The organism is Methylobacterium sp. WL116, from assembly GCF_008039455.1.
Lineage (GTDB): Bacteria > Pseudomonadota > Alphaproteobacteria > Rhizobiales > Beijerinckiaceae > Methylobacterium.
Window position 1 is genome coordinate 1 of the sequence record NZ_VRUV01000538.1, and the last position, 2,951, is coordinate 2,951.

Here is a 2,951-nt window from a genome sequence, read left to right on the forward strand (position 1 = left end):
GCTCCGCGCGCGCCGGAGCGTGGCAGATCCGCCGCGCCCGCACGCCGCGCTTCGGAACCTGCATCGACGGCCTCGCGAAGACCGGTGTTCGTCACTACGTTTGGGCGTGACGGGACCGTGCCGATTCGGTCCGCGGCGGCCTTCGGTCGTCGCCTCGATGCCTTTGCCGGAGCGCTGCCTTGACCCGCCCTCGCCTCACGCTCGCCGCCGGCCTTCTCGGCGCCGCCGTCCTTCCCGTCCTGGCCTTGCCGGTCCTGGCCGAGCAGCCCCCGCCGCCGGCCTCGACGGCGCCCTCGCCCGCGGTGACGGACCCGCTCCCGACCACGACCGCGCCGAACCCGCCCGCCGATCCGAACAAGTCGTCCGCGCCCGCGCCCGAGAAGGCGATCACGTCGCCGACCCTGCCGTCGGCGCCCGCTCCCGCGCCGGCGCCGCCCCCGGCACCGCCTCAGGCCTCCGGGCGGAAGACCCTGGTGGAGACCCCGGCCAACGCCGACGACGTCGACGCGGTGACGCTGCCGGCCAAGCCCGCCGCGATCCTGTCCGGCAAGGCGAAGTGGGAGGAGGCTGTGCCGAGCCTGAAGGAGGCCTTTGCCAAGATCGAGGCGGACCTCGCCAAGGCCGGCATCGCCGCGACCGGGCGCCCGCTCGCAGTCTTCACCCGCACCGACGACGACGGCTTCGTCTACGAGGCGATGATCCCGGTGGCCTCCGCCCCCGAGCCTGCGCCGAGCGCCGCCGACGGCCTGCACTTCGGCACGACGCCCTCCGGCAAGGCCCTGCGCTTCCCGCACAAGGGCTCCTACGACGACATCGACGGCACCTACGAGACCCTGACGACCTACCTCGACGCCAAGGACATCGTCGTCCAGGACCGCTTCATCGAGGAGTACGTCACCGACCTCAACGACAAGGCCGACGACAAGCTCGACGTGAACATCTACGCGCTGACGCGGTAACGTCGACGCGCCGACGCGGTGGACCTGCGACGTCGCGCGGGCGGAACCGGCGGGAATCCTCGCGGATTCCGCCCTCATGCCCAGCGCGAACCGCCACGACCTCTTCGCCGCCGAACGTCCGCCGCGCCCCACCGCCGCGGTCCCGGAGGACGCGCCCGCCGACCTCGCGGCGAAGGCGCTCGAGATTCACCGCAGGCTGTGCCCGGTCTACGGCTGCCCGATCCCGTATTTCCACAGCCTCGACCCGCTCTCGGAGCTGGTGTCGTCGCTGCTCTCGCACCGCACCCGCAACGCCGATTCGGGCCGCGCGTTCAAGGCGCTGCGCGCCCGCTATCCCGACTGGGCGGACATGCTCGCCGCGCCGGTGGAGGCGATCGAGGACACCATCCGCGGCGTGACCTGGCCGGAGCTGAAGGCGCCGCGCATCCAGGCCGTGCTCCGGGCGGTCGAGGCGCGCCACGGCAGCCTGTCCCTCGCCTTCCTGGCCGACATGCCGGTCGAGGCGGCGCGCACCTGGCTCGAGGCGATCCCCGGGGTCGGGCCGAAGACCAGCGCGGCGGTGCTGTCGTTCTCGGTGCTGCGCATGGCGGCGCTGCCGGTGGACAGCCACCACCACCGCGTCGCCCAGCGCCTCGGGGTGATCGGAGCGAAGGTGGATGTCGGCCCCTCGCACCCGATCCTGCGGGCGCAGCTTCCGGCCGACTGGTCGGCGCAGGACCTCTACGACAACCACGAGATCCTGATGCTGCACGGCCAGCAGGTCTGCCACCACCGCAAGCCCGCCTGCGGCCGCTGCGTGCTGCTCGACCTCTGCCCGAGCGCGCAAGGCGCCTATCGCGAGCCCTAGCAGCCCTCGCCTTGACCGGTTCGTCCCCCGGGTGCCAGAAACCCGGCCTTCCAGGGACGCGAGATCGCCTCGGCCCGGCATTCGAGGGACCGCGCCGATGGCCGCGTTCAAGGAACTGGTGTTCTCGGGCGTGCAGCCGACGGGCAACCTGCATCTCGGCAACTACCTCGGCGCGATCAAGCGCTTCGTCGAGATGCAGGCGCGCGAGGCGCAGTGCCTGTACTGCGTCGTCGACCTGCACGCGATCACCCTGTGGCAGGACCCGGAGGCGCTCAAAGGCCAGATCCGCGAGGTCACGGCCGCCTTCCTGGCCGCCGGCATCGATCCGAAGCGCTCGATCGTGTTCAACCAGAGCCAGGTGCCGCAGCACGCCGAGCTCGCCTGGGTGTTCAACTGCGTCGCGCGGCTCGGCTGGCTCAACCGGATGACCCAGTTCAAGGACAAGGCCGGCAAGGACCGCGAGGCGGCCTCGATCGGCCTGTACGACTATCCCGTGCTGATGGCGGCCGACATCCTGGCCTACCGCGCGACGCACGTGCCGGTGGGCGAGGACCAGAAGCAGCACCTCGAATTGACCCGCGACATCGCGCAGAAGTTCAACACCGACTTCGCCGGCTCGATCGCCGCGCACGGGCACGATGCGGGCGCCGGGTTCTTCCCGATCACCGAGCCGCTGATCGGGGGACCTGCCGCCCGCGTGATGAGCCTGCGCGACGGCACCAAGAAGATGTCGAAGTCCGATGCCTCGGACAATTCGCGCATCAACCTCACCGACGATGCCGACGCGATCGCCAGCAAGGTGCGCCGGGCCAAGACCGACCCGGACGCCCTCCCCTCGGAGGTCGCGGGCCTCGCCGGCCGGCCGGAGGCCGACAACCTCGTCGGCATCTTCGCCGGGCTCAAGGGCACGACGCGCGACGCGGTGCTGGCCGATCACGGCGGCGCGCAATTCTCCGCCTTCAAGGGCGCGCTGGTCGAGCTCGCCGTCGAGACGCTGGCGCCGATCGCCACCGAGATGAAGCGCCTGACCGCCCGGAGCACGGCCTGGATGCGCGGCGCCTTCAGCTCCGGCCAGGTCACGCCGCGGATGGTGTCCTCGATCGCCTCCACCGGCGCGGCGAGCATGTCCGCCCAGTCGGGATAGC

The 2,951-nt window shown here is 71.8% G+C and carries 3 protein-coding genes; all 3 read left to right on the forward strand.

Going from position 1 to position 2,951, the window contains the following annotated elements; genetic code table 11:
• Positions 1–179: 179 nt before the first annotated feature.
• Complete coding sequence (locus FV223_RS24160) at positions 180–959, forward strand: GyrI-like domain-containing protein (protein WP_147729352.1); 780 nt, start codon at positions 180–182, stop codon at positions 957–959.
• 76 nt (positions 960–1,035) lie between these two features.
• Positions 1,036–1,806 carry a Fe-S cluster assembly protein HesB gene (locus FV223_RS24165; protein WP_147729353.1) on the forward strand — a complete coding sequence of 257 codons (771 nt, stop codon included), beginning with the start codon at positions 1,036–1,038 and terminating at the stop codon, positions 1,804–1,806.
• A gap of 97 nt (positions 1,807–1,903) precedes the next feature.
• Positions 1,904–2,950, forward strand: a complete 1,047-nt coding sequence (trpS, locus tag FV223_RS24170; RefSeq protein ID WP_246689786.1) for a tryptophan--tRNA ligase — start codon at positions 1,904–1,906, stop codon at positions 2,948–2,950.
• Position 2,951: the final 1 nt, after the last annotated feature.